This window comes from Thermosipho atlanticus DSM 15807 (assembly GCF_900129985.1).
Lineage (GTDB): Bacteria > Thermotogota > Thermotogae > Thermotogales > Fervidobacteriaceae > Thermosipho_A > Thermosipho_A atlanticus.
In genome coordinates this window covers 154,844-172,994 of sequence record NZ_FQXN01000004.1, presented here as the reverse complement: position 1 = coordinate 172,994, position 18,151 = coordinate 154,844, and the positions used below count along the sequence as shown (strand labels likewise).

21 protein-coding genes are annotated in these 18,151 nt (G+C 30.8%); 15 read left to right on the top strand and 6 right to left on the bottom strand.

Annotated elements, in window-relative coordinates; all coding sequences use genetic code 11:
- Position 1: 1 nt before the first annotated feature.
- Genes moaA through BUB65_RS06135 form a run of 3 tightly spaced genes read left to right on the top strand, consistent with a single transcriptional unit; the run spans position 2 to position 1,903 of the window.
- Positions 2 to 943, top strand: a complete 942-nt coding sequence (gene moaA, locus BUB65_RS06145) for a GTP 3',8-cyclase MoaA (RefSeq protein WP_084728053.1) — start codon at positions 2 to 4, stop codon at positions 941 to 943.
- 1 nt (position 944) lies between these two features.
- Positions 945 to 1,424 carry a cyclic pyranopterin monophosphate synthase MoaC gene (gene moaC, locus BUB65_RS06140; protein WP_073073259.1) on the top strand — a complete coding sequence of 160 codons (480 nt, stop codon included), beginning with the start codon at positions 945 to 947 and terminating at the stop codon, positions 1,422 to 1,424.
- Positions 1,421 to 1,903: a MogA/MoaB family molybdenum cofactor biosynthesis protein gene (locus BUB65_RS06135; RefSeq protein WP_073073257.1), complete on the top strand. Its 483-nt coding sequence runs from the start codon at positions 1,421 to 1,423 to the stop codon at positions 1,901 to 1,903. Before moaC ends, BUB65_RS06135 begins: the two co-directional genes overlap by 4 nt.
- Before the next feature lie 35 nt (positions 1,904 to 1,938).
- On the opposite strand, the gene glmS is transcribed toward BUB65_RS06135, so the two are convergent.
- Genes glmS through BUB65_RS06115 form a run of 4 tightly spaced genes read right to left on the bottom strand, consistent with a single transcriptional unit; the run spans position 1,939 to position 5,496 of the window.
- Positions 1,939 to 3,744, bottom strand: a complete 1,806-nt coding sequence (gene glmS, locus BUB65_RS06130; protein WP_073073255.1) for a glutamine--fructose-6-phosphate transaminase (isomerizing) — start codon at positions 3,742 to 3,744, stop codon at positions 1,939 to 1,941.
- A complete protein-coding gene (plsX, locus tag BUB65_RS06125; protein WP_073073253.1) occupies positions 3,713 to 4,714 on the bottom strand; it encodes a phosphate acyltransferase PlsX in 1,002 nt (333 codons plus the stop codon). The genes glmS and plsX overlap by 32 nt, the downstream gene beginning before the upstream one ends.
- A gap of 2 nt (positions 4,715 to 4,716) precedes the next feature.
- Positions 4,717 to 4,899, bottom strand: a complete 183-nt coding sequence (gene rpmF, locus BUB65_RS06120) for a 50S ribosomal protein L32 (protein ID WP_073073252.1) — start codon at positions 4,897 to 4,899, stop codon at positions 4,717 to 4,719.
- A 30-nt stretch (positions 4,900 to 4,929) separates the two neighbouring features.
- The gene (locus BUB65_RS06115; protein ID WP_073073250.1) at positions 4,930 to 5,496 is read right to left on the bottom strand and encodes a YceD family protein; all 567 of its coding nucleotides are present in this window, start codon (positions 5,494 to 5,496) and stop codon (positions 4,930 to 4,932) included.
- A gap of 65 nt (positions 5,497 to 5,561) precedes the next feature.
- On the opposite strand from BUB65_RS06115, the gene BUB65_RS06110 reads away from it, so the two are divergent.
- The 9 genes from BUB65_RS06110 (at position 5,562) to BUB65_RS06070 (ending at position 14,107) form a co-directional block, all read left to right on the top strand.
- On the top strand, positions 5,562 to 6,536 hold the full coding sequence (locus BUB65_RS06110; RefSeq protein ID WP_073073248.1) for a lytic transglycosylase domain-containing protein: 975 nt from the start codon (positions 5,562 to 5,564) through the stop codon (positions 6,534 to 6,536).
- A gap of 18 nt (positions 6,537 to 6,554) precedes the next feature.
- Positions 6,555 to 7,118: a 3'-5' exonuclease gene (locus BUB65_RS06105; RefSeq protein ID WP_073073246.1), complete on the top strand. Its 564-nt coding sequence runs from the start codon at positions 6,555 to 6,557 to the stop codon at positions 7,116 to 7,118.
- Positions 7,115 to 8,347 (top strand): PhoH family protein, encoded by a 1,233-nt coding sequence (locus tag BUB65_RS06100; protein ID WP_073073244.1) that lies wholly within the window; start codon positions 7,115 to 7,117, stop codon positions 8,345 to 8,347. Before BUB65_RS06105 ends, BUB65_RS06100 begins: the two co-directional genes overlap by 4 nt.
- 26 nt (positions 8,348 to 8,373) lie before the next feature.
- Positions 8,374 to 9,084, top strand: a complete 711-nt coding sequence (gene pyrH, locus BUB65_RS06095; RefSeq protein WP_073073242.1) for a UMP kinase — start codon at positions 8,374 to 8,376, stop codon at positions 9,082 to 9,084.
- Positions 9,081 to 9,866 (top strand): GTPase, encoded by a 786-nt coding sequence (locus tag BUB65_RS06090; RefSeq protein WP_073073240.1) that lies wholly within the window; start codon positions 9,081 to 9,083, stop codon positions 9,864 to 9,866. The genes pyrH and BUB65_RS06090 overlap by 4 nt, the downstream gene beginning before the upstream one ends.
- 25 nt (positions 9,867 to 9,891) lie before the next feature.
- On the top strand, positions 9,892 to 10,545 hold the full coding sequence (locus BUB65_RS06085) for a 5'-methylthioadenosine/S-adenosylhomocysteine nucleosidase (protein WP_073073238.1): 654 nt from the start codon (positions 9,892 to 9,894) through the stop codon (positions 10,543 to 10,545).
- 151 nt (positions 10,546 to 10,696) lie between these two features.
- Positions 10,697 to 11,809, top strand: a complete 1,113-nt coding sequence (locus tag BUB65_RS06080; protein ID WP_073073236.1) for a D-alanine--D-alanine ligase family protein — start codon at positions 10,697 to 10,699, stop codon at positions 11,807 to 11,809.
- Entirely contained in the window at positions 11,806 to 12,567 is a 762-nt protein-coding gene (locus BUB65_RS06075; protein WP_073073234.1) for an alpha/beta fold hydrolase, read from the top strand. The genes BUB65_RS06080 and BUB65_RS06075 overlap by 4 nt, the downstream gene beginning before the upstream one ends.
- Positions 12,560 to 14,107, top strand: a complete 1,548-nt coding sequence (locus BUB65_RS06070; RefSeq protein ID WP_073073232.1) for a Mur ligase family protein — start codon at positions 12,560 to 12,562, stop codon at positions 14,105 to 14,107. Before BUB65_RS06075 ends, BUB65_RS06070 begins: the two co-directional genes overlap by 8 nt.
- Before the next feature lie 7 nt (positions 14,108 to 14,114).
- Here the strand turns inward: BUB65_RS06070 and BUB65_RS06065 are convergent, their stop codons facing one another.
- On the bottom strand, positions 14,115 to 14,756 hold the full coding sequence (locus BUB65_RS06065) for a redox-sensing transcriptional repressor Rex (protein WP_073073230.1): 642 nt from the start codon (positions 14,754 to 14,756) through the stop codon (positions 14,115 to 14,117).
- A gap of 412 nt (positions 14,757 to 15,168) precedes the next feature.
- On the opposite strand from BUB65_RS06065, the gene BUB65_RS06060 reads away from it, so the two are divergent.
- The 3 genes from BUB65_RS06060 (at position 15,169) to BUB65_RS06050 (ending at position 16,710) form a co-directional block, all read left to right on the top strand.
- Positions 15,169 to 15,432 carry an NAD(P)H-dependent oxidoreductase subunit E gene (locus BUB65_RS06060; protein ID WP_073073228.1) on the top strand — a complete coding sequence of 88 codons (264 nt, stop codon included), beginning with the start codon at positions 15,169 to 15,171 and terminating at the stop codon, positions 15,430 to 15,432.
- Positions 15,429 to 15,893 (top strand): hypothetical protein, encoded by a 465-nt coding sequence (locus tag BUB65_RS08320; protein ID WP_073073226.1) that lies wholly within the window; start codon positions 15,429 to 15,431, stop codon positions 15,891 to 15,893. Before BUB65_RS06060 ends, BUB65_RS08320 begins: the two co-directional genes overlap by 4 nt.
- 262 nt (positions 15,894 to 16,155) lie before the next feature.
- Positions 16,156 to 16,710, top strand: coding sequence for a hypothetical protein (locus BUB65_RS06050; RefSeq protein WP_073073224.1), 555 nt, complete (start codon positions 16,156 to 16,158; stop codon positions 16,708 to 16,710).
- A 7-nt stretch (positions 16,711 to 16,717) separates the two neighbouring features.
- On the opposite strand, the gene BUB65_RS06045 is transcribed toward BUB65_RS06050, so the two are convergent.
- Positions 16,718 to 17,995 carry an MFS transporter gene (locus BUB65_RS06045; RefSeq protein ID WP_073073222.1) on the bottom strand — a complete coding sequence of 426 codons (1,278 nt, stop codon included), beginning with the start codon at positions 17,993 to 17,995 and terminating at the stop codon, positions 16,718 to 16,720.
- Positions 17,996 to 18,151 lie beyond the last annotated feature (156 nt).

Below are 18,151 nucleotides of genomic sequence, written 5' to 3'. Positions count from 1 at the left end.
CATGATTGATAAATTCAAAAGGAACATAAATTACGTTAGATTATCAGTTACAGACAAATGTAATTTCAGATGCAACTACTGCATGGATGAAAATGCAGAATTTTTACCTAATGATGAACTTTTAAATCTAAGACAATTAGAAACATTAATAAAAGTTCTAAAAGAAATGAAAATTAAACACATTAGGATAACCGGTGGAGAGCCTACTTTAAGACCTGACATTGTAGAAATCGCAAAAATGTTAAAAAAATATTTTGGAAACTTTAGTATGACAACAAATGGTTCCCTTTTATCATTTCTTTTAAAAGATTTAAAAGAAAACGGTCTCACAAATATTAATATTAGTCTTGATTCCTTAAATAGGGAAACCTTCAGAAAAATCACAAAAAGAGATGATTTAAAAAATGTTTTAGAAGGGTTGGAAAAAGCTGTAAGTTTAGGAATGAATGTAAAAATAAACACCGTTGTTCAAAAAATTAATTTCAATGAAATTTTCGATTTAATTGAATTTGCTTCAAAAATTGAAGTTCCCATTAGATTCATTGAATTAATGCCTGTAGGAAACAGTTACAAAGAAGAAAACTTTGTTAGTGAAGACAATCTAAAATCAAAAATTAAGGAAAAATATACACTTATTCCCATAACAAAAAAACTCGGTTTTGGACCTTCACGGTATTTCTTAATCAAAGAATTAAACTCATACATTGGATTTATATCAGCAATGACACATAATTTTTGTTATTCCTGCAACAAAATTAGGATATCGGCAAATGGCTTAATATATCCTTGTCTAGCCTTTGACTATCATATCTCCTTAAAAGACGTAATTCACGATGAAGAAAAATTAAAAGAAAGAATCAAATTTGCGATAAACAAAAAACCTGAAAAACATTATTTTAATGAAATAGAAAAAACAATACCTATGCATAAAATGGGGGGATAATATGGAAGAATTAACACATTTAGGTAAAGATGGCAATGTACGTATGGTTGATGTTTCTAATAAAGAACCCTCTTTAAGAATAGCAAAAGCATACGGAAAAATATTTATGAAACAAGAAACAATCAAAGCAATAGTAAATGAAGAAATAAAAAAAGGTAATGTTTTAACCACTGCAAAAATTGCAGGCATTATGGGGGCAAAAAAAACTTCCGAACTTATTCCAATGTGTCATAACATTTTTATATCTAACATAGATATAGAATTTAAAATAAACAAAGATAACATAGAAATCTTTTCAACAGCCAAAACATTTTCACAAACAGGAGTGGAAATGGAAGTTTTAACTGCTGTCAGTATTGCTGCATTAACAATATACGATATGTGTAAATCTATTGACAAAGAAATGGAGATCAAAGAAATTTATTTACTTGAGAAATCTGGAGGAAAAAGTGGGAACTTTAAAAGGAGTGAAAAGAAGTGAAATACTTTGTATTAACGTTAAGTGATAAAGGCTTTAAAGGCGAAAGAGAGGATATAAGTGGAAAGGTTATCCAGGAACTAATGAATAAAATAAATGGAAAACTAGTTGGTTATAAAATTTTACCTGACGATGAAAAATTAATAGAAAATGAATTAAATAGTTTAGTAAAAAAAGATATTGATGTTATTTTAACTACAGGAGGCACAGGATTAACTCCAAGGGATGTCACCCCTGAAGCAACTTTAAAAGTAATTGAAAGAAGAATATACGGAATGGAAATAGCAATGATAGTAGAAGCTTTAAAACATACACCCCATGGTATGCTTTCAAGAGCTATTGTAGGTATTGCAAACAAAACTTTGATTATAAATTTACCGGGTAGTCCCAAAGCGGTAAAGGAAAACTTGAACGTTTTGCTGCCTGCAATTCCACACGCAGTTGAAAAAATTAAAGGTTCAAATGTTGAATGTGGAAAATAAAAATTAACCCCCATTTTTAATGGGGGGTTGTTTTATTATTCTACAGTAACACTTTTTGCTAAGTTCCTAGGTTTATCAGGATCATATCCTCTCATATCGGCTATTAAGTATGCAAACATCTGAATTACAGGTGACATAATTAAAGGATACATATCATCAGGTGCTTTTGGTACGTAAATTATATCATCAACTATCTTTAATAGATCTTCATTACCCTCGTTTGTTATTGCAATAATTCTTGCTTTTCTTGCTTTTGATTCTTCAATATTACTCTTTATCTTTTCATATAAATACCCTTGCGGTGCAATAGCAAACACTGGAAATTTTGGATCAAGCAGAGCTATTGGACCGTGCTTTAACTCACCTGCTGGATAAGCAGTTGCATTTATATAACTTATTTCTTTCAATTTCAAAGCACCCTCAAGTGCAGTAGGATGATTTATTCCACGTCCAATGTACATAAAATGATTGTAATTTTTATAATATGAAGCAAGCTCATCAATTTTGAAATCTTCAAGTAATTTTCTAAATAAATTTGGGGATCTTTTCAAAAATTCAAAGTCATTTTCTAAATCTTCGTTCCATATACCTTTCTTTTTCAAAATCTCCATACCAAGCAAGTACAAAACAACTAATTGATTCACATATGTTTTTGTTGCAGCTACTCCTATCTCAGGGCCAGCGTTCATGTAAACCGTTACATCACTTTCTCTTGTAATAGTTGAACCTACAACATTTGAAATTGCAACTACTTTTGCACCTTTTTTCTTCACAATTCTAACCGACTCAAGCGTATCTGCAGTTTCACCTGATTGAGATATTGCAACTACTAATGTTTTATCATCAACATATATGTTTCGATATCTAAATTCCGAAGCCACATCAACTTCTATATCTATATTTGCATACTTTTCAACAAAGTATTTAAAAACTAAAGCTGCATGATAACTTGTTCCACAAGCAACTAATTTTATTTTTTCAACGTTTTCTAAATCAAACTCTTTCAACTCATGTAATACTGGACCATCTAAAGTTACCCTTCCAACTAATGCACTTTCAATTGCTTCAGGCTCTTCGTAAATTTCCTTGATCATAAAATGTTTGTATCCGGACTTTTCTGCAGCTGCTTCATCCCAATCTATGTGGTAAATTTTTCTCAATACGAGATTCCCATTTGAATCAGTTATTTTAAATTCCCCGTCTTTTAAAATTGCTAAATCTCCTTCTTCTAAAAACACCACATCTTTAGTGTATTTAATTATGGGAGTGACATCTGAAGCTAAAATAAGTCTGTCAGGTGCTTTACCAATTACAAGTGGACTACCTTTTCTTGCAGCTACAAGTAAATTTGGAAAATCAGCATGCATTACCGCAATTGCATATGCACCTTTTAACTTTTTTACCGTCATTAAAACAGCTTTATACAAATCACCATCAAAATGTTCTTCTATAAGGTGGGCAATTACTTCCGTATCGGTCTCCGATTTGAACTCATGTCCTCGACTCTTTAAAAACTCTCTCAATTCAACATAATTTTCAATTATTCCGTTGTGAACAAGGGCAATTTTACCGGTACAATCAGTATGAGGATGGGCATTAATATCATTTGGAGCACCGTGTGTTGCCCATCTTGTATGTGCAATCCCTGCAAGTGATCTAACAGGTTTTATCTTCTCCCTAAGATTTTTTATTCTTCCCAAAGATTTAGTAACACTAATTGTTCCATCACAAATGTATGCAATTCCTGCGGAATCATAACCTCTATATTCTAATTTTTGTAAATCATCAATGAGTTCCCCTACATTAAATTCAGTTCCTACTATTCCTACTATTCCACACATTTTCAATGGCCCCCCTTATTTTCTCCGGAAGTTCCTCTTCAATACCCTTACTAGCAACTTTTAAAGCATTATAAATAGCTATTCTATCAGAATTACCATGTGCTTTTACTACCACACCTTTTACACCTATAAAGAACGTACCTCCGTATTTTCTCGGGTCCACCTTTTCCTTCAGTTTATTAAATACAGGCTTCATCAAAAGTGCACCTAAAATACTTACGATATTCTTCTTCGTTTCATTTTTAATAAGACCAGTTATAAGTTTTGCAACACCTTCCATGGTTTTCATTGCAACATTTCCAGCAAAACCGTCTGCAATAACTACGTCAACTTTTCCCGTATTTATATCATTTCCTTCAATGTTTCCTATAAACTGGTCCTTAAAAACATTCTTTAACATTGCAAAAGCTTCTTTTTCTCTTTCGGTCCCTTTATTATCTTCCGTTCCAACGTTTAAAAGCCCAATCTTAGGATTTTCTTTTCCCAGTATTTTAGCATACTCTACAGCCATAATTCCAAATTGAAGTAAATTTGAAGGCTTAACATCAATATTAGCACCGGCATCTGCCATAACACAAAAACCATTTGATGAAGGTATCGGAACGGCAAGTGTTGGCCTATCTATTCCCTTAATTCTTCCAACTACAAAAGTTGCACAAGCAAGTAAAGCACCTGTATTACCTGCACTTACAACTCCATCGGCTATTCCATCTTTCACCAATTTACAGCTCAAATACATTGTGCTATTGCGTCTTCTTACTGCTTCAGTTGGCTTTATATCCATTGGCAAAAAATCATTTGTTATAACCTTTTCACAATTAGATGGTATATCAATATCTTTGAAATTTTCTTCTAGCCCCACCAAATAAAGTTTTACTTCAGGGTTATCTTTTGCAAAAGAAAGGGCGCCAGCAAGTATTTCCGCTGGCGCATTGTCTCCTCCCATTATATCAATTGCTATCTTTCTCATGATTATTGTGCGACTTCAAACACCTGTTTTTTACCGTAGTACCCGCAACTCAAACATACTCTATGGGGAAGTTTTGGCGCACCGCAATTTGGACAAACTGATACTGGCACAGAAAATGCTTTGTAAATTTTTGCTCTTTTGTGATGTGTTCTACTTCTTGACCTTTTTTGTTTTGGAACTGCCATAATATCCCTCCTCTTAATTCCTTTTTTAATTTAATTATTGTTGTTGTTTTTCAATTCATCTTTTAATTTCATTAACTTTTTAAACCTAACATCTACAAATTCTTCTTCAAATCTTTCTTTTTCAGGACATTTGTGCCCAGGATTTTTATTCAAATTTTCTCCACAAAACGGGCACAATCCTTTACAATCTTCTTTACAAAGAAATACATCTGGTGCACTTACAACCAGCGCTTCAATTATTCTATCTTCTAAATCTATCACGTCGCCTTTATAGTATATCACATTTTTTAAATTTTCCATTTCAGAATCTTTAAAATTTGGTTCATTTTTCAAGTCGTATATTCCTTCGATTGTTCCATTTATTTCTAATATAGATAACTCAAGACACCTATCACAGGGTCTTTCGACTTTTCCTTTAACAAATCCACCTACAATTATTGTTCCATCTGAGTATACTAAAGAAATTTTAACATAAAACTTACCTTCAATTACTTTGTAGGTTCCTGTATGAAAATCCATATATTCTCTTTCATAAAAACCTTCCAATTTCATTCTCTTGTTAGCAATTACATCTTTTACCTTTACTTTCCAATCCATTTTCACACCTCATACAATAAATTGCTTTAAAATTTATGGTAATATATTGTTAAGGGGGGAAAAACATGAAAAAATTGTTTTTTATACTTATACTGCTTCCATCCTTACTGTTCGGTTTACTAAACGACCCAATAAATTTTTTAACCGAAACAAAACCTGGTATGCAAATTCAATTTTATACTAATGGAGGAAAAATTTCCATATATTACCCAATTATTTACAAAATTGTTTCATTCGATACATTTACTGAAACAATGAGATATCCAAATATCATTAAAGGCCTTGCATACATTGAATCTGGTTTCAACATTCATGCTTTATCTTACGTTGGTGCTATGGGAATTGCACAATTCAAACCAGACACAGCAAAAGACTTTGGTGTTGTAAATGCTTGGAATCCATTTCAAGCACTACTTGGAGCTGACCGTATGTTAAGATTTTACTATGAAAAGTATGGTGATATTTCAACTGCTCTTGCAATTTATAACGTAGGTGAAACAAATTTTAATAAAGATAAAGAAATGAAAAAGAAAGGCTTGGAATACGCTGAGAAAGTAATTGCAGCTTCAAAAAAAATAAGTGAAAATATTTCACTTTTAGACAGAGGAGTATATTATTTACAGGCCGGGTTTGTTAATAATCTTGATGGTATAAATATAACATTAGAAGTTGGAACAATCTTTGATATTTTAGGTCAACTATATTTTGATATATCTCCAAAACTAATAACCCAGTTATCTTCAGGTACTAATTTTGTCTTTGAACTTACAGAAAAAACATATATTAAACTTGATCATTTTAATTCAATTGTATTTGGATATAATTTGGGGTATAATAATGAAGGTATGTACAACGGCCCAATTGTTGGGTATTCATATTTTAAACCAATTGGTTATTCTTTTGAAGCATATTATGACTTTTCTAAACCTATAGATATTAAAAACATTTCTATAAAAATTGGATACGGTCAAAAAGATTGGAGAGTAAGTTTTGGTTTCGACTCGGATTTTAAAAGCTTTTATGTTGATTTAAAATTCTAATTAGATTGGGTGGAATTCGTGCAAGATGAAAATGTATACTGCGTTATGGACACAGAAACTACTGGATTAAACCCCTTTTTTGGTGATAGAATTGTTGAAATTGCAATTGTTCCAGTGTATAAAAATAAAATAATTGAAAAGTGGATATATCACTCTCTTGTAAATCCCCATATAAAAATCCCTGCATTAACTCAAAAAATACACGGCATCTCAAACACAGAAATTGAAAATGCACCAAGCATTGAAAATGTTGTATCAAACATTAGGGCATATGCAAAGGATACAATTTTTGTGATGCATAATGCATATTTCGATTTATCTTTTATAGACTTTGCAACGAAAGAAATAGGAGAATTTCCTATTAATTTTAGATACATTGATACTTTAGAAATGTGTCAGGTAATATATGGCAAAAAGAGATCTTTGGAAAGCTTGATAAACGAATTTAAGATAGGAACTAAAGTTCCTCATAGAGCACTAGATGATGCTTTACTTACCGCTAAGGTCTTTATAAAACTTACAGAAAAAATTGGAAGTGAAAATTTATCAGAATTTATCAGAAAGTGGGGTGGAAAACCATGAAAAAAAACTTTATACTTGATACAAATGTTTTGATTCACGATCCTCAATCAATATATGCCTTTCAAGACAACAATGTAATTATCCCTTTACCCGTTCTTGAAGAATTGGACAAATTAAAAAAACATTCAGGTAGTTTAGGAAAATACGCAAGAGAAGTTATAAGAGAATTGGACAGTCTTAGACAACACGGAAAATTATCAAAAGGTATTAAACTAAAAAATGGAGGAACTTTAAAAGTTTTAACCCTTGAAAGAAATATTCCAGAGAAAGTAGACTTCTTATTTGAAAAATATGTTGACAATTGGATTCTCGTTTATACGCTCCACATAATGAAAAATTCTAAAATTCCCACCTTTCTTGTATCAAAAGACATAAATTTAAGAGTTAAAGCAGATGCATTAGGAATACCCTCCCAAGATTATTTAACCGACAGATCTAACCTCTCAAATCTAAATCCCGGATACTTTGAAACATCAAACATAGAGCATATAGATAAAAAATCTTTGTATCCTAATGTTTATTTGATAGACAATAATAAGTACTATAGATTTGATGGAGAAAATATTTTCGAAATTCATAAAGACATTGTAGTGTGGAAAATAAAACCAAGAAACAAAGAACAATTTTTTGCAATGGATGCAATGTTAAATGATGATATAAAACTTGTTTCATTAATAGGTATGGCAGGAACAGGTAAAACATTTATTTCACTTGCATGTGCCCTTCAAAAAACTGTGATAGAAAGAAAATATGAAAAAATAATTGTTGCAAAACCATTAGTAGCTCTTGGTGGAAAAGACATTGGATACCTTCCTGGAAGCTTCGAAGAAAAAATGCGTCCATGGATGTCACCAATATACGATAACTTAGAATATTTGTTTAAACTCTCGAACATCAATATGAAAGAATTTATGAAAAAAGATATCATAGAAATTGAAGCGTTAACGTACATACGTGGAAGATCTATTCCAAATCAATTTATCATAATTGACGAAGCCCAAAATTTAACACCCCATGAAATAAAAACTATATTAACAAGAGCAGGAGAAAATACAAAAGTAGTTCTCCTTGGTGATCCATATCAAATTGATACACCTTACTTAGATAAGGATAGCAATGGACTTGTATATGCAGCTACCAAATTTTTAAATAGTAAATTATCTGCACACGTTGTCCTAGTCAAAGGTGAAAGATCTCCACTTGCAACTGAAGCAGCAAATTTACTTTAAATTATAAAAACATATGGAGGGATCGTATGTATAAAAAGGTCTTACTTAAATTAAGTGGTGAGGTTTTAAGTGGTGAAGGTCAAAAAGGATTCAATCTTGACAACATATCGTACCTCATTAAAGAATTAAAACAAATTCTCGAATATGGTACCAATGTGGGCATCGTTATAGGTGCTGGAAACCTTTTTAGGGGGAGGGAAATGAGTGAACTATCTCCAACAATAGCCGATCAAATTGGAATGCTAGGAACGGTAATAAATGCACTTTATTTAAAAGATATTTTCGAAAAAAACGGTATAAGGACCGTTATTGTTTCACAAGTTACTAGTTTACCATCTATCCGTCCAATACATTATGATGATATAAACTTGTATTTTGATGCTGGATATCTTGTCATCTTCGCCGGTGGTACAAGTAATCCTTTCTTCACAACTGATACCGCAGCTGCATTGAGAGCTGTGGAAATGAAGGCAGAAATATTAATAAAAGGCACAAAAGTTCCAGGAGTATTTGATAAAGATCCTAAAATTTACGATGATGCTAAAAAGTATGAAAAGCTAACTTTTGATGAAGCAATTGAAAAAAATTTAAAAATCATGGATACTGAAGCTTTTTCTATCTGCAAAAGATACAATATGCATATAATGGTATTAGATTTCTTTGAAAAGGGAAACCTTTTAAAAGCAATAACAGGGGAAAATGTAGGTACTTTAGTTGTTCCAGGTGATTCAAAGTGAGTAATGTATGGTATCCTGGACACATAAATAAAGCCAAAAGGCGGATAAAAGAATATTTAAAAGCGGTTGACTCAATACTAATTGTGCTTGATGCACGTGCCCCACTTGCTACAACCGCTTTTGAAATAGATATATTCAAGGGGAAAAATATTTTATTTGTACTTAACAAATCCGATATTGCTAATAACGAGCTGACAACAAAGTGGCTCCAAACAATAGGTCAAACTGCTCCAGTAATTTCTTTCAACAAAAATGATTCAATTTCCAAAATTAAAAACTTTGTATTAAAAAACTCTAAAACTAAACTCAACGAAACACGTCTATTAATTGCCGGAGTACCAAATGTAGGAAAGTCTTCTATAATCAACAAAATTTCTGGTAAAAGAAGTGCAAAAACTGGTGCAACTCCAGGGATAACAAGGGGAGTTCAATGGATTAACCTTGGAAAAATAAAACTTCTTGATACTCCCGGCATAGTTTTTGCAAAACTTTTTAATAAGGATATTGCAGCAAAGCTATTACTTGTTGGTTCACTACCAATAGAAAATATAGATAATTATGATATAATTTCAAGGGCATTTGATATTTATAAAACTGAGGCTAACGTAGAGGAGGATTTTGAAGATTACATAACCAAATTTGGGCTCTCCAGGGGGTTTATATCAAAAGGCGGAAAATGTGATTTTGAAAGATCTAAAAATATTTTTTTCAAACTACTTTCCGAAGGAAAATTGGGGAAATTCACATATGATAAAGATTTTTCAATGTGGATTTATAAATAAATAAGTTAAGAATGGGGGAATTCATATGATTGTAATTACAAGCGTTCTAAAAGATGAAATTATCGGTGCTTTTAGGGAATTACTTCCTGTTCTTCAAAATGGGGAAATTTTAAAACGACCTTTTACTAGGGGACTTATTGGAACAAATGAAGTCGTTCTCTCTTACGGTTTCATTGGCAAAGTCGAAGCAGCTATGATGGCCCAAGCACTCATTGACAAATTTCAACCAAAATATTTTATTCACTGTGGATCTGCCGGTGCTTTAAACCCCGAAAGGAAAATTGGAGAAATAATTTGTGGAACAGAATACATAGAACACGATATATATTCTAGAGATATGAAATGTTCAAAAATAACTGCTTCACAAAGCCTTGTTGAACGCATTTGTGATGTATATGACAACATTATCCTTGGACCCATAACAAGTGGGGACGTTTTTGTGGAGTCTGAGAAAGAAAAAGAAAAAATATACAATGAAACTCTTGCAGAAATTGTGGATATGGACAGCGCAGCTATTGCAAAAGTTTGCTACGAAAACGGAGTTGAATTTTGTGCTCTAAAAATTATTATAGACACAAGTAAAGAAGAAACAAGAATCGAATATCAAAGAAACATCAAAAAACTCGCTCCGTTTCCTTCAGCAATTGTTGCAGAAATGCTTGAAAAGCATTTGTTATAACTTGAAATACATCCTATTCACAAAACAACGGGTGAACTCTTCACCCGTTTTGTTTTTTAGAGGAGTAATATGTTAAAATTCAAAGTTTTCTATTTTTAAATACAAGATTTGATGTTATAATCTATAATTGAAAAACTCTAGGAGGTATTGTATGAGAAAAAACGTAGCTGTAATCTTTGGCTCAAAATCAGTTGAGCATGAGATTTCCATTATAACAGCAAATCAGATATTAAATGCAATTGATAGAAATAAATACAATGTAATACCTGTATACATTAATAAAGATGGGGATTGGTATACAGGTTCGGTACTTGAAAAAATAGAAAATTTTAAAAACTTAAACCTTATTGAAAAAAAGGCTAAAAAGATTAATCAATTTAAAAAGAAGAATTCTAAACTTTTGTTAAAAACCAACTTTAAAACATATGAAATCGATCTATGTATTCTCGCAACTCACGGAACGTACGGTGAAGATGGTTCGCTACAAGGATTTTGCGAAATGTTTGATATACCATATACTGGTTCTGGTATTCTTTCTTCAGCAATCGCAATGGATAAAGTACTAACTAAACTCATATTAAAAGAAAACAATATCCCCGTTGTTGACTTCAAATATATTACAAAACAAGATTGGGATTCTTCATATGATAAATTCATTGAAACATGTGAAAAAGAACTAGGATATCCTATGTACATTAAGCCTGCAAGGCTGGGATCAAGCATAGGAATATCAAAAGTATATTCAAAGGAAGAATTTATAACCTCGGCGGAAGTAGCTTTTTCTTTTGACAACAAAATACTTGTGGAAAGGTCCATCGAAAATGCAAAAGAATTAAATTGCGCAGTTTTAGGATATAAACAACCAATTGTCTCAGAAATTGAAGAAATTATAAAGCAAAAAGAATTTTTTGACTTCAAGGAAAAATATATTAACAAAGGGAAAAAATTTTCAAATCACAAAATTCCTGCAGAGCTTGATGAAAATATTAAACAGGAAATAATTAAGCTTGCAGTAAAAACTTTTAAATCCCTCGATTGTTATGGTAATATAAGAATAGACTTCTTGTATAAAGATAAAATTTACGTAAATGAAGTTAATACCATACCAGGCGCTATGGCTTTTTATCTTTGGCAAGCAAGTGGAATAACCTTTACACATTTAATTGATAATCTAATTAACATTGCAGAAAAAGTTTACAAAGACAAGAAAAAGAAAATTTATTCAATCGACACAAACATCTTATCAATTAAGGTGACAAAATGAAGAAAAATGTAAATGGTATAAACATAAATTTTGAAATAACTGGAAAGGGCAAAATTGTCGTTTTTCTTCATGGTTGGGGAGGTAACTTACACTCTTTTTACCCAATTACGAGGCTATTAGATTATCAATCAGTTTTAATTGATCTTCCAGGATTCGGGAAAAGTGACATTCCAAACTCTACTATTGACAGTTTTGAATATGCTAATTATATCCAGAAATTAATTGAAGAGCTAAAAATAGATGAAGCAATACTTGTTGGACATTCCTTTGGTGGAAAAGTAGCTGCAATTATAGCAAGTAATAACCCTAAATGGTTAAAAGGTCTTGTTTTAATTTCTTCTCCAGGGATAAAAACCAAAAAAAAATTAAAAATTACAATTAAAATTTTCTTCTACAAATTTTTAAAAAAGATTATCTCGGTTTTTCCTAAAAAAGAGATTATTTTAGAAAAACTCAAAAACAAATTTGGTTCAGAGGATTTCAAAAGATCAACTGGAACAATGAGAGAAATTTTAAAGAAAGTAGTAAACGAAGATATCTCAGATACAATTCAAAGTATAAAATGTAAAACTCTTTTGATATGGGGAGAAAATGATAAGGATGTTCCTGTTAGTATTGGAAAAAAATACAATGAAAAAATTAGAAATTCTCGACTTATAATCTACAAAAATGCTGGACATTTTCCTTACATTGAAAATTTCGAAAAGTTTTTAAGTGATTTCAATAACTTTCTGAGCGAGGTTTACAAAAATGACTAGAATCATCTTTCTCAGTATAGTAGCTGCAAGCTTTCTAATAAGATCGTTCTATTCACTTCATATGCTTCAACTTGAAGAGTACTCAGAAAAAAAATTTATAAGATGGATTTTTAGCCATCTTGATAGATATTTTTCGAACTTTGTTTTTTTAATTTCAATTATTCTCTACTTTTTCAATCCTCTCTACGCCATTCCATTCGGACTTTTTTCTCTATACCTAGATATTCGAAAATTTGTTTTAAGAAAAAAGAAAAAACCGCTGGTTTTTACAAAAAGACTTAGAAGGTTATTGACTGTTTCATTTACAATCTTTTTAATTTTCTTTGTTGAAGTAATAATTTACAACACAATACTCCTAGATATCTGTACTTTTTCTCTTGTGCTATTTAATTCCATTTATTTCTGGCTAATAAATGGCCTTATGATTCCCATTGAAAGGTTAATAAACAACTATTATTTCAAAGATGCTGTTAGAAAATATAGAAGGTTAAAACCTTTAACCATTGCCGTAACCGGTAGCTATGGAAAAACAAGCACAAAATATTTTATTCATCACATTGTTTCAGAATATTATAAAACTCTAATGACTCCCGAAAGTTATAACACCACAATGGGTATTACAAAAACGATAAGGGAAAAACTTGATAAATCTCATGAAATCTTCGTAGTTGAGCTAGCCGAAAATGATTCATATGGATACAACAAACTTTTAAAACTTGTTCAACCTGAAATTTCGGTTTTAACATCCATTGGTGTTCAACACTTCGAAGAATTTGATAGTATGGAAAAAATCTTTGAAACTTTTAAAGAATATCTTGAAAATGAAAAATCTGGAAAGATGTTAATAGTGAACCTAGATGATGAAAATGTAAAAAAAGTAATCAGCAAAATTTCGAATAAGAAAATAATAACCTGTGGAATTGAAAATAATGAAGCAGATTATGTAGTAAAAGATCTCAAACAAGAAAAAAACGGTTCTAAATTTAGGCTTCTAACTCCCAACGATGTAAGTTTTGAAATTGAAACTAACGTATTTGGAATTGAAAATATAAGAAATCTTTTACTTGCGATAGTAACTGCTTTTGAAATAAAGGTACCTGTGGAAGAAGTCTTAGAAAGAGTCAAAGACATTCAAAGACCAAAACACAGGTTAGAGATTATAAGGGATGATACAATAACAGTTATTGATGATACATTCAATTCAAACCCAAAGGGCTTTAAAATGGCACTTGAATATTTAAAACTTTACAATGGAAGAAGAAAGATAGTTGTTACTCCAGGTTTTGTTGAACTCGGAGAAATTGAAGACGAGGAGCATTATAAACTTGGAAAAAGTCTTTCAAAATACGCCGACTATGTCTTTTTAGTTGGAAAAGATAGAACTAAGGAAATAAAAAAAGGACTCCTAGATTCTAATTTCCCAGAAGAAAGAATATTTGTAGTTGACACGCTTGAAGAAGTTACCGAAATTTTCAAAAAATTCTTAAAACAAGGTGATGTTGTTTTGTTTGAAAATGATCTTCCAGATAACTACATGTGAAAATCTCCTACTTATTTTTTTCAAGCATATGTTTAATTGAAAGTATTCCCCTAGTAATATCTTCATTTTCAACTAAAATACCAGGCGGTACATGTAAAATAGCGGGAGCAAAATTCCAAATAGCTTTTATGCCACTTTTTACAAGTAAATCTGCGGCTTCTTGAGCTGATTCTTTTGGCACACACAAAGCTGCTATTTTTACTTTAAATCTTTTTATAACCCTCTGAAGTTCAGACAATGGAAGAACTACAAGTTCACTCACAAAAGTTCCGATTTTGTCTTCATCATTGTCAAAAATTGCAACTATATCTATTCCTATTCTTTTAAACCCTTTGTATTTCGCAATAGCAGTTCCTAACCCCCCCGCTCCAACGACAATAACATTATCAGTAACATCAACTCCAAAAAGTTCATTTAATTCATTTAAAAGTGAAGGAATATGATAACCAACTTTGGGTTTTCCTACGAAATTTAGATATGAAATATCTTTTCTAACTTGCTCAGGTGTAATTTTTAATTTTTTAGCAATTTCATCCGAAGAAATATATTCTTTTTCTTCTTGCAATAACAACGCTAGATAAAGTTTTAATCTCTCAAGTGTTGGTTTTGGAAACATCAATGTTTTTTTATTATTAGAACATTCTGACATGCTTTACACCTCATTTACATTTTTAACTTATTTCTATCTATTATTGTATCATCAATATGAGTATTTGAAAATTATTTCACAATTTCCAAGGTTAACAAAAAATTAAAAATTTATTACTCGATAAAAACGTGAATTTTTTTAAAAGTTAAAGTATAAACTCTTGTTAATCTTTACCTATCAAGTAACTAAAATCAATTTTTAGTAGTAAAATAGAATAAGGGAATTTTACTACACTTAAACTAAAGATTTAATATTGAAAATTAATTAATGTTTAAAACTTTTTGTTTCGAATTTTTAATCTTAATTAAACAAAGTTCCTAAAAAAATAATGATAATATATATTGTGAAAAATATAACAATATGTTGTAAATATAGGTAATTAGTTATTATTTCAATAAAAGGGAGTGATCGTATGAACAACTTGAAAAAAATTAATGTGGAAATTTGTGTTGGTACTGCCTGTCATTTAATGGGGTCAAACGCATTAGTAAATATGGTTGAAACTCTTTCTGATGAAGTTAAAAAACATTTGAATTTTAAATATTCTTTGTGTTTCGGGGATTGTAACAAAGGCCATACTCCACCAATAGTAAGAGTGAATGATACAACATATACATCTGTCACTCCAGAAAAATTAAGAGAGATTATTTTTTCGTGTTTGGAGGAGATCAAATGAGAAGATTTGTTCTAAATAATGTAATCAAACTAAGAAGAATGCTCTATATGGAGATAATTAAGAGCTATAGAAATGGAAATCTTAAAGATGTTCTTCCGAAAATTCCTAAAAAATTAATTCCCGAAATAAACGGTGAGGGTAGAACTCGTGTTTTTTACGAACGTGAAATTTTAAAGGAAAAGATCAAATTTATTCTCGGGCTTGATTATAAAAAAGTTCGAGAACTTGAACTATATGAAATTGCTGAACAAATGGAAAAAATTATAGATGGTACATCACCATTATTAGTTGAAAATCCTGGGTTGGGAGTAATAAAAGATGTTTGTAATGATTGTCCTGGTGGAAAATATTACGTGACTGATTTATGTAAAAATTGTATAGCACATTCTCCAAAACACAAAGACCCTTTCAATTCTAAGTTATCTAAACTCATTTTTTTGATCTTTTCAACAATTTTATGAGCACCTTTCAAATGACACGAACTTCCCATACAAACCTTTATTTCCATATTTTTCACCCAAAAATATGTTATTTTTTTCACAATTATTTTATAACGTTTTTCCTCATATGTCAATTAGTTTTCCCGTTTAATCTTTTAATATATCTTTCATGGTATACTAAAAATGATTATATTTTACTTAACACATAATCTTTTTTAAATGTAATATCCATTTTTTAAATAAATGTCTTACTCCATATTTATTGGAAAGGGGGAATTTACACATGACACCAGCTTTAGATATTCAAACTTTGATAACAGTATTTTTTATAATTATCTTTGTATTATCAATTATAAGCAAAGTATTTATAAGACGTAAGGCAGGAGTAAACATTGGTAAAATAATTTCATCCATTGTTTCATTAACAATAGGAATTATCTTTTTCTTTACATTCTTTTCTTTGTTCAGTAGATTTACATTAGAATTTTATCCACCACTTTATGGACTAGACGTTCTGTTCAAAGTATTTATTTCCATAATTCCTGCATTGATTATATTTAGTATACTCTTTTCCATATTTAAAAATATTACCCATCAGACAAGAAGAAATGTAGAAGCAGAGCTTAAAAATGTAGGGTTAGACGAAGAAACAATAGCTGCATTTAGAAAATTGGGACTCTCTCCCAATATGTCATATACACAAGCAAACATGTTGTTTTATCAAAAAGTAAAAGAAATTAACGAAAATTCTAAACTTGCTTTAAAAGACAAGGAAAGATTGCTCAAAGAATTAGACAAAGCTTTTGATAAAGTTACAGAGTATTATAAAAATAAATAAATTACCTTTAAGCCTCTTCTATTTTTGGCTCAAACATCTCTTCAGGTGAAATAAATACAAAAATCAATGATACTGCCAATACAGAAAGGGATATTACCAAAAATATAAGATGAGCTGGAACATGATCTAACAAGAACCCATACAAAACTGCACCAAGTGGTATCATAAGCTGTATTAATACCTCAAGGGAGGCAAATACCCTAGACCTTATATTTGTTGGAGTCATCAGTTGCAAATTTGTTGATACGGGAACATTAACAAATGTATTAAAGAAACCTATTACAAAGTAAATTACACCTGTTATAATGAAAAATTCCCAAATAGCATAAAGGGATAAAATATTTGGAAAAATAAATATACTGAAAACTATGAGCATTGCTGTTTGAGAAAAGATTCCAGAGATCATAAGAACTTTACTTCTAGCTTTACTCAGAAATGACGCTAAAATAACATTTCCTACAAGCAACCCCACAGTAAAAATTGCTTGTATAAATCCATACTGTTGAGCGTCAAATTTTACTACTTGCCTAAGAACGTATGGTTCTACAACCTCATAGAGCGGATACAACAAGAAATTAATCAATAAAGCAAAAGAAACAAGATATTTTAATTCCCGTTTCCTAAATATAAATAGTAATCCTTCCTTGAATTCTACAATAAAAAGTTTAAAGTTAAGTTTTTGGTCACTTTTAAACCTCATTTCATATGTTATAAACATTTCACTTATTGCAGAAACTACAAATGATATACCATTTAACAAAAAGACTATTGCTATTCCTGAAATCCCATAAATAATTCCACCTAATGCTGGGCCAATTACCATTGAAAATGAATTTACTGAACCAAGTACTGAATTTGCTTTTCTTAAATGTTCATTCTCTACTATGTCCGGTAACATCGCTACAGTCGCCGACCCAAAAAATCCATCTAATACCGATACTATCGCCTGTACTATAAACAATATTATTATCCCCATCGCACCTTTATATGCCAAAAACGCCAGTATTAATATCAAAATCCCCCTTAAAAAATCTGTCCATACCATTATATTTTTTCTGTTCCACCTATCACCTATTACTCCCGCAAAGGGTGCTGCCAATAACCTTGGCAACATCCCAAGTAATGTAAATATCCCCATCGCTGTTCCTGACCCTGTTAAATCTAATATATAGAGTGGTATCGCTACCATCTGTATCCCCGATCCTATTAACGATACTAATCTCCCCAATATGTATAAAACAAAATTCCTGGCAAATAAACTATTTTTCGGAGATTTTCTCTTCACTTAGATCCCCCTCCCATGAATTGTTCTAAAACTATGTTATTTACACAATTAGAACTTTAGAATAGAAAAGATCAAAAAATTTTTTAAACTCCTTACTGTATTATAACTTTTTTTATTATATCATTGCAAATCAGTTTGCTAATATACTATTACATT

What these genes read in the sequence shown, in the direction of transcription:
- moaA (WP_084728053.1), top strand. Translation starts at nt 2, where the DNA reads ATGATTGATAAATTCAAAAGGAACATAAATTACGTTAGATTATCAGTT.
- moaC (WP_073073259.1), top strand. Translation starts at nt 945, where the DNA reads ATGGAAGAATTAACACATTTAGGTAAAGATGGCAATGTACGTATGGTT.
- glmS (WP_073073255.1), bottom strand. Translation starts at nt 3,744, where the DNA reads ATGTGTGGAATAGTAGGAATAGTAGGAACTGAATTTAATGTAGGGGAA.
- plsX (WP_073073253.1), bottom strand. Translation starts at nt 4,714, where the DNA reads ATGAGAAAGATAGCAATTGATATAATGGGAGGAGACAATGCGCCAGCG.
- rpmF (WP_073073252.1), bottom strand. Translation starts at nt 4,899, where the DNA reads ATGGCAGTTCCAAAACAAAAAAGGTCAAGAAGTAGAACACATCACAAA.
- BUB65_RS06115 (WP_073073250.1), bottom strand. Translation starts at nt 5,496, where the DNA reads ATGGATTGGAAAGTAAAGGTAAAAGATGTAATTGCTAACAAGAGAATG.
- BUB65_RS06110 (WP_073073248.1), top strand. Translation starts at nt 5,562, where the DNA reads ATGAAAAAATTGTTTTTTATACTTATACTGCTTCCATCCTTACTGTTC.
- BUB65_RS06100 (WP_073073244.1), top strand. Translation starts at nt 7,115, where the DNA reads ATGAAAAAAAACTTTATACTTGATACAAATGTTTTGATTCACGATCCT.
- pyrH (WP_073073242.1), top strand. Translation starts at nt 8,374, where the DNA reads ATGTATAAAAAGGTCTTACTTAAATTAAGTGGTGAGGTTTTAAGTGGT.
- BUB65_RS06085 (WP_073073238.1), top strand. Translation starts at nt 9,892, where the DNA reads ATGATTGTAATTACAAGCGTTCTAAAAGATGAAATTATCGGTGCTTTT.
- BUB65_RS06080 (WP_073073236.1), top strand. Translation starts at nt 10,697, where the DNA reads ATGAGAAAAAACGTAGCTGTAATCTTTGGCTCAAAATCAGTTGAGCAT.
- BUB65_RS06075 (WP_073073234.1), top strand. Translation starts at nt 11,806, where the DNA reads ATGAAGAAAAATGTAAATGGTATAAACATAAATTTTGAAATAACTGGA.
- BUB65_RS06070 (WP_073073232.1), top strand. Translation starts at nt 12,560, where the DNA reads ATGACTAGAATCATCTTTCTCAGTATAGTAGCTGCAAGCTTTCTAATA.
- BUB65_RS06065 (WP_073073230.1), bottom strand. Translation starts at nt 14,756, where the DNA reads ATGTCAGAATGTTCTAATAATAAAAAAACATTGATGTTTCCAAAACCA.
- BUB65_RS06060 (WP_073073228.1), top strand. Translation starts at nt 15,169, where the DNA reads ATGAACAACTTGAAAAAAATTAATGTGGAAATTTGTGTTGGTACTGCC.
- BUB65_RS08320 (WP_073073226.1), top strand. Translation starts at nt 15,429, where the DNA reads ATGAGAAGATTTGTTCTAAATAATGTAATCAAACTAAGAAGAATGCTC.
- BUB65_RS06050 (WP_073073224.1), top strand. Translation starts at nt 16,156, where the DNA reads ATGACACCAGCTTTAGATATTCAAACTTTGATAACAGTATTTTTTATA.